The organism is Rothia santali (genome assembly GCF_024199905.1).
GTDB classification, from domain to species: domain Bacteria; phylum Actinomycetota; class Actinomycetes; order Actinomycetales; family Micrococcaceae; genus Rothia; species Rothia santali.
The window spans coordinates 1-6,033 of the sequence record NZ_JANAFB010000069.1; the positions used below are offsets into that span (position 1 = coordinate 1).

The following is a 6,033-nucleotide window of genomic DNA, read 5'->3' on the forward strand; positions in this document are numbered from 1 at the left end:
GGCGGGCACTGAGGCCGCGGGCCGGACGGCGTCCCGGTGTCACTCCCGCGCCGCGCGCTCCAGCCGCTCGACGGCGAGCGCCGCCAGGGCCGCAGCCTGCGTGGGCAGGACGGCATCGTCGAAGCGCGCCTCGGCCGAGTGGTTGACCGCCGCCTCGCTCGGCTCCACGCCCTGCGGCGCGGCGCCCATGAAGAGGAAGGCGCCCGGGACCCGCTCGAGCACGTAGGAGAAGTCCTCCGAGCCCATGACCGCGTGCGGCGCCTCGACGACCTTCTCCTCGCCCAGCAGCCCGCGCAGCGTGGAGGCGGCGAAAGCGGTCTCGGCCGGGTCCGAGACCGTGGGCGGGTAGACCACCGTGTAGCCGACCTCGGCCTCGCAGCCGTGGGCGGCCGCGATCCCGGCGGCCAGGCGCTCGGCGACCGCGCCGAACCGCTCGCCCGTCTCCCGGGTCATGGCCCGCACGGTGGCCCCGCAGCTCGCGGTGTCGCCGATGACGTTGGGCGCGTCCCCTCCCGCCTGCAGCTGGGTGACGGTCGCGACGACCGGGTCGAAGACGTTGAACTCGCGCGTGATCGCTGCCTGCAGCGCGCCGACGTACTCGACCAGCGGCGGAACCGGGTCCACGGAGGCGGACGGCGTCGAGCCGTGGCCTCCCCGACCCCGCATGGTCACGTTCAGGACGTAGGAGCCGGCCATCGTGGGGCCGGCCCGGTGGATCGTCGTGCCGCTCCCCCACGGCATCACGTGGATCCCGTAGGCCGCGATAGGCCGCTCGCCGGCGACCTCGAGCAGCCCCTCCTCGATCATGGGCAGGGCGCCGCCGGGCCCCTCCTCGCCGGGCTGGAACATGAACACGACGCTGCCGGGCAGCTCCTCCCGGTGCGCGCAGAGCAGCTTGGCCGCGCCGACTAGGCCCGCGGTGTGCAGGTCGTGCCCGCAGGCGTGCATCGCCCCGTTGACGGAGGCGAACTCCTCGCCGCTGTCCTCCTCGATCGGCAGGGCGTCCATGTCCCCGCGCAGCAGCACGGCGGGCCCGGGGCGGCCGCCCTCCAGGACCGCGACGACGGAGGAGAGCGCCTCGCCGCGCACGATCCGCAGCGGCAGGCCCTCCAGCGCCGCGAGCACCGCGGCCTGCGTGCGGGGCAGGTGGTTGCCGAGCTCGGGGTTGCGGTGGAGGTCCCGCCGCAGCTCGCGGAGCTCCGCCGCGAGCGGGCGTGCCTCCTCCGCGAGGCGTCGGCTGGTCTCGCCGAGGGGGGTGGGGGTGGTGGTCGGTTCCGCGGTCATCCGGTGCCTCCGTGCACGTGCGATGGGCGGCGCGTCGAGCGTCGGCGGGTCTCGGTGGCCCGCGGCTCCCGACCCTAGCACCGCGGGGCCCGCGGGCCCGGTTGGGTGAGGGTGGGATCGGCCACCGTCCCGGCGATCGGGTACCGGGCGCTGCCGGGAGGCTGGGCCGTCTCCTGGCCCGTCGCGATCAGGCGCGAGCGTCCTCGGCCGCGGCCGCCCGCTCGATCCCGTCCAGCAGCTGCTCGAGGTCGGCCGCGCCCCGGCCGTGGTCGTGGACCGTGAGCCAGAAGGCGGGGTCGCAGCGTGCCGCGATCTCGGTACCGCCGCCGGGAGCGGGCCGGTACCGGAGGGTGATCCGCTCGCCCCAGGACCTCCAGCTGACGCCCGTCTCGAGGCGCGCCGTCGCGGCCGAGCTCGAGGTGAGCTCCAGCGCGCGCACTCCGCCGGCCGCCTCCTCCACGAGCGCCGGCACCCGGTCGACGTGCTGGGGGACCACCAGGCGCCCCGCGGTCCGGGCCGCCTGGGTGACGAGACCGTGCGCGCCGTCGGGCGACGCCGTCCTCCGGGCCCCCAGGGCGAGGACGACGAGCACGATGACGACGGGTGCGGCCAGCGCCCACAGCGTCGTCCCCCACCACCGGAACAGGGCCGCGAGACCGATGAAGGCGAGCGTCGCGGTCGTCAGCCAGACCAGCCACCACCAGGGCCGCACCAGAACGGGGTCGTCGGGATCGTCATTCAGCATTCTCCCAGGCTTTCAGGCGCCGCCCAGCCGATGCAAGGCACGGGAGGGATGTGAAGCCCGGACGACGGCGCCCGGCACGGTCCGTGGAGGACGCGGGAGCCCGCGGACACGAAGGCGGCCCGGGCCGGGGGACCCGCCGACGCGGAAGCGGCCCGGGCCGTGGGGCCCGGGCCGCGATCCGTCGTTCACGGACGGCTCTAGTGGAACGTCACCGTCTGGCCGTCCCGGTCGAAGGTCCCCTTGAACCCCCAGTTGATCCAGCCGCCGTCGCCGTTGTTCTCGATGCTGCCCTCGCGGTCGTAGAAGTAGACGACGTAGCTGCCGCCCTTGATGTCGAGGTGCTCGGCCCACACCTCGCCGCTGGAGCTGATGTCCTGGTTCTTGTTGGCCACGGCCACGTTCACGCCGCTCTGGGCCGAGGCGACGTCCAGGGCCGCGCGGACGGCGCCGCCGCGGTCGTCCTGGTCGTTGACGGCGTCGCGGATCGCGTTGCCGATGGCCACGGGATCGAAGTTCACGTTCGCCGCGCCCGACGCCGAGGCGGCCGGTGCCGCGGCGGGCGCGGCCATCGCGGGGGTCGCCATCGCGGCCCCGCCCAAGGCCAGGGCGCCGGTCAGCACGGCGGTCGAGGCGATCTTGCAGGTCTTGCTCATGGTCCGGCGAGTCATCAATGCTCAACTCCTCGTGATCGGGCCCTCCGCCGAGCCGTCTCGCCGGCGGGCCCTTCTCGTGATGGTTGGGGGTCGTGTTCTTTCAGGACCGGAACACTCGTCGTGTTCCGCCTCACCCTAGTCACAGGCGGAAAAGGCCCGTCAACACCCCCCCGCGGCACGAGGATGTGGAGACCCGAGGGCCCTCGCGGGTCGGTGTCTCGCCTAGTCATGCGGAAGATTGGTCTCGATTGAAAGCATTCCGCCCCTTCCGCGCCCGCAGGATTTCTCACATGATGGGACAGAGGGGCGGCACCGAGACCGAGAGCCCTCCCACCGAGACGAGGAGAACACGAGCATGGACCGACGCACCATCGTGCTGACCGGCGCATCCGACGGCATCGGCGCCGCGGCCGCGCGGACCCTGGCCGCCCACGGCCACCGGCTGCTGCTGGTCGGCCGCTCCCCGGAGAAGACCCGGGCCGTGGCGGAGGAGGTCGGCGCCGAGCACTTCGTCGCGGACTTCGCGCGCCTGGAGGAGGTCCGCACGCTCGCGGCGGCGCTGCGGGAGCGGCTCGACGGCGGCCTCGACGTCCTGGCCAACAACGCCGGCGGGATCTTCGGCGCCCGCGAGATGACCGAGGACGGCAACGAGTACACCCTCCAGGTCAACCACCTGGCGCCGTTCCTCCTGACCCACCTGCTGATGGACCCCCTGACGGCCGGTGGGGGCGGGGCGGTGGTCAGCACGTCCAGCATCGCTGCCCGCTACTTCGGCCGCCTGCGGATGGAGGACCTGGACAACGCCCGGCGGTACAGCTCCCGCAAGGCCTACGGCGACGCCAAGCTGGCCAACATCCTGTTCACCCGCGGGCTGCACGAGCGGTTCCACGAGCGCGGCCTGGGCGCGATGGCCTTCCACCCCGGCGTCGTCGCCACCAACTTCGCCTCGGCGAGCAACAGCGTGCTCCGCTGGGCGTACCACACCCCGCTGAAGCGGCTGCTGACCATCACCGCGGAGGAGGGCGGCTCCAACCTGACGTGGGCCGTCGAGGGCACGCCGGGCGAGGACTGGGACTCGGGGGTCTTCTACGACCAGCGCGTCCCGGCCCGCTCGCTCAACCCCCAGGTGCTCGACGACGTCCTGGTGGACCGGTTCTGGGAGGCCAGCGCCGAGCGGGTCGGCCTGACGACGGGCCCGGGGGCCCGGAGCTGAGCGCGGACCCGGGCCCCGGGTCTGAGCGCGGGCTCCGGCACCGGCGAGCGCCTTAGGCGCCCGCGATCGCAGGACGGACGCCGGGCAGCTCGCCACCCGGGCGGCCCGCCTCCCCCGGTGCCGGCGACGCGGGACGGGGGTCGACGGCGTCGGCCCCTCCCCCGTCGCGGTGCCCGGCGTCGCCGCCCCGGTCCACCTCGAGCCGATGCGTGCGGCCCACCAGGAACCACAGCACGGGGCCGAGGAACGGGAAGGCGCAGAGGGCCAGGATCCACAGGATCTTGCCCGCGCCGGTGTACCGCTCGGAGACCACCACCGAGAGCAGGGCCGCGACGAAGAGCGCGACAAGCGCCGCGCCGACGACGCCGAGGGCGATGAGACCGAGGAGACCGTAGATTTCGGGAGTCGTGAAGTTCATGCCTCCACTCTCCCGCGGCCACCGGGCGCGGGGATCAGATCCACGTATCGACCGGGGTAGTGCTGGCTCTACTCCGTACTCTCCGTGCGGACTCCTGCGGCCGAGGCGCCCTCCTCACCGAGGCCGCGGGCCGCCGCGGCCTCGCGGTCCGCGGCCCTCCGCCGGGCCAGGTTCCGCCGCACCAGCGGCCAGCACAGCACGAGCACCACGGTGGCGATCAGACTGGTCCACACCTGCGTCCGGCCGTCCTCGGACATCAGCATGATCACCAGGATCGCCGCGATGGCCGCGATGAGGAGCAGGTTCAGCCAGGGGTGCAGCCACATCCTCAGCTTGAGCCCCGCGACCTCCTCCGCCGTCATCTTCTGCCGCAGCCGCATCTGCGTCAGCGCGATGAAGACGTAGACGAAGAGCGCGACCAGCCCCGCGGAGTTCATGATGAACTGGAAGGTCCCCGTCCCGGGGGCCGCGAAGTTCACGATCGTGGCCACGACCCCGCCGACCGTCGAGGCCAGCAGCGCCGCCACGGGGACCCCGTTCCGGGCCCGCTTCGCGACGAACCGCGGCGCGAAGCCCTCCTGCGCCAGCGCCGAGAACATGCGCGAAGCGGAATACAGCCCGGAGTTCAGCACAGAGATCACGGCCGTGAAGATGATCAGCTGCATGACCGTGGCGGCGCCGGGCAGCCCGAAGAGCGTGAACACGTAGGTGAAGGGCGCGCTGGCGACGTCGGTCGGCTCCGGCAGTTCGTCCCAGGGCACGATCGTCACGATGATCAGCACCGCGCCCACGAAGAACAGCAGGATGCGCCAGATGACCGTGCTGGTCGCCTGCCGGATCCCCCGGGCCGGGTCCACGGACTCCGCGGAGGCCATGACCGCGATCTCCGTGCCGAAGTAGGAGAAGATCACCAGCGCGACGCCGGTGAAGGCCACCCCGAACCCATGGGGCGCGAACCCGCCGTGCTCCCAGAGGTTCGGAATCGCCACGGTGGCGTCCGGCCACAGCCCCAGCGCGTAGAGCACGCCGGCCCCGAGGAAGACCACGATCGCGAGCACCTTGATGCTGGCCAGCCAGAACTCGACCTCGCCGAACGTCCGCACCGAGATCAGGTTGGTGCCCACGAACACCGCGAGCAGGACCAGCGACCACGTCCAGGCCGGGATCGCCGGGAACCAGCCGCCCAGGGTCTCCCCGCCGAGCACCGCCTCGTAGGCGAGCACCCCGACCCAGAAGTACCAGTAGAGCCACCCCACCAGGTAGGCGGCCCAGTCGCCCAGGCCCACCCGCGCGTACTCCATGAACGAGCCGATCGCGGGGCGCGCGGCCGCCATCTCGCCGAGCATGCGCATCGCGAGGAAGACCAGCAGCCCGCCGATCAGGTAGGACAGGATCGCCGCGGGCCCCACGGTCCGGATGACGTTGCCCGAGCCCACGAAGAGGCTCGCGCCGATGATCCCGCCCAGCGTGATCATGGTGACGTGGCGGGAGCGCAGCTTGCTGCCTCCCGGCGCCTTCTGCGCCTGGATGCTGCCGGCGGAGGTCTGCGGGGAGACCGGCTGGTCGTAGGGGGATTCGTGGTCAGCGGGCACGCGGCCGGCCTTTCTCTCGGGGTTTCGCCGGTGTGCGAGGGGCGGCGGGGCCGGGGCCCCTGCGTCCCGCGCACGGCGAGGGTGGGCGGGCGCCGCGGCGGGGCCGACGGCGTCGCGGGGTGTCGTTC

6 protein-coding genes are annotated in these 6,033 nt (G+C 73.2%); 1 reads left to right on the forward strand and 5 read right to left on the reverse strand.

Annotated elements, in window-relative coordinates; translation table 11 throughout:
* Window positions 1-39 precede the first annotated feature (39 nt).
* The 3 genes from NBM05_RS14940 to NBM05_RS14950 form a co-directional block, all read right to left on the reverse strand.
* Complete coding sequence (locus NBM05_RS14940; RefSeq protein ID WP_254169074.1) at window positions 40-1,284, reverse strand: M20 metallopeptidase family protein; 1,245 nt, start codon at window positions 1,282-1,284, stop codon at window positions 40-42.
* 187 nt (window positions 1,285-1,471) lie between these two features.
* Window positions 1,472-2,029: a hypothetical protein gene (locus NBM05_RS14945; RefSeq protein ID WP_254169076.1), complete on the reverse strand. Its 558-nt coding sequence runs from the start codon at window positions 2,027-2,029 to the stop codon at window positions 1,472-1,474.
* 197 nt (window positions 2,030-2,226) lie between these two features.
* Window positions 2,227-2,697 carry a hypothetical protein gene (locus tag NBM05_RS14950; RefSeq protein ID WP_254169078.1) on the reverse strand — a complete coding sequence of 157 codons (471 nt, stop codon included), beginning with the start codon at window positions 2,695-2,697 and terminating at the stop codon, window positions 2,227-2,229.
* 340 nt (window positions 2,698-3,037) lie between these two features.
* Here NBM05_RS14950 and NBM05_RS14955 point away from each other — a divergent pair, with 340 nt between their 5' ends.
* Window positions 3,038-3,895 (forward strand): SDR family NAD(P)-dependent oxidoreductase, encoded by an 858-nt coding sequence (locus NBM05_RS14955; RefSeq protein WP_254169080.1) that lies wholly within the window; start codon window positions 3,038-3,040, stop codon window positions 3,893-3,895.
* Between the two features lie 52 nt (window positions 3,896-3,947).
* Here the strand turns inward: NBM05_RS14955 and NBM05_RS14960 are convergent, their stop codons facing one another.
* Together NBM05_RS14960 and NBM05_RS14965 are read right to left on the reverse strand one after the other, a co-directional pair.
* Window positions 3,948-4,313 carry a PLD nuclease N-terminal domain-containing protein gene (locus NBM05_RS14960; RefSeq protein ID WP_254169082.1) on the reverse strand — a complete coding sequence of 122 codons (366 nt, stop codon included), beginning with the start codon at window positions 4,311-4,313 and terminating at the stop codon, window positions 3,948-3,950.
* A 68-nt stretch (window positions 4,314-4,381) separates the two neighbouring features.
* On the reverse strand, window positions 4,382-5,905 hold the full coding sequence (locus tag NBM05_RS14965; RefSeq protein WP_254169084.1) for an amino acid permease: 1,524 nt from the start codon (window positions 5,903-5,905) through the stop codon (window positions 4,382-4,384).
* Window positions 5,906-6,033: the final 128 nt, after the last annotated feature.